Below are 278 nucleotides of genomic sequence, written 5' to 3'. Positions count from 1 at the left end.
TTTTTAAATCTGCGCTAAACAATGCTTCAGACAAGGCGGCGACTAGACTGAGAACCGCTTATGACAGCGCCGTGCAGAAAGGGACTGACCGGTATATAGAACTTTTGTTTGCTTTGGCCAACGGCCCTCATCTTGCAAAGCAATTCAAGCAGATCTGCACTGACTATGAAGAGATCATGAAGGAGCGGCCGGAAAGACCTAGATACAATACGATCAAGAACAACGGACAGGATATTCGGAATGCACTTGAAAGCCTTTCGAAACGGCGTTTTTTAAGG

Annotated in this window: 1 protein-coding gene; it reads left to right on the top strand. The window is 46.0% G+C overall.

The window, feature by feature from the left end:
• Nucleotides 1-278 (top strand): hypothetical protein (locus tag H2O73_RS21925; protein WP_220457749.1); only part of this gene is annotated, 278 nt, incomplete at both ends.

The sequence above is a fragment of the Vibrio marinisediminis genome (genome assembly GCF_014050145.1).
Classification (GTDB): Bacteria; Pseudomonadota; Gammaproteobacteria; order Enterobacterales; family Vibrionaceae; genus Vibrio; species Vibrio marinisediminis.
The sequence above is the reverse complement of the archived record's forward strand: the minus strand, read 5'-3'. Positions and strand labels throughout refer to the sequence as shown.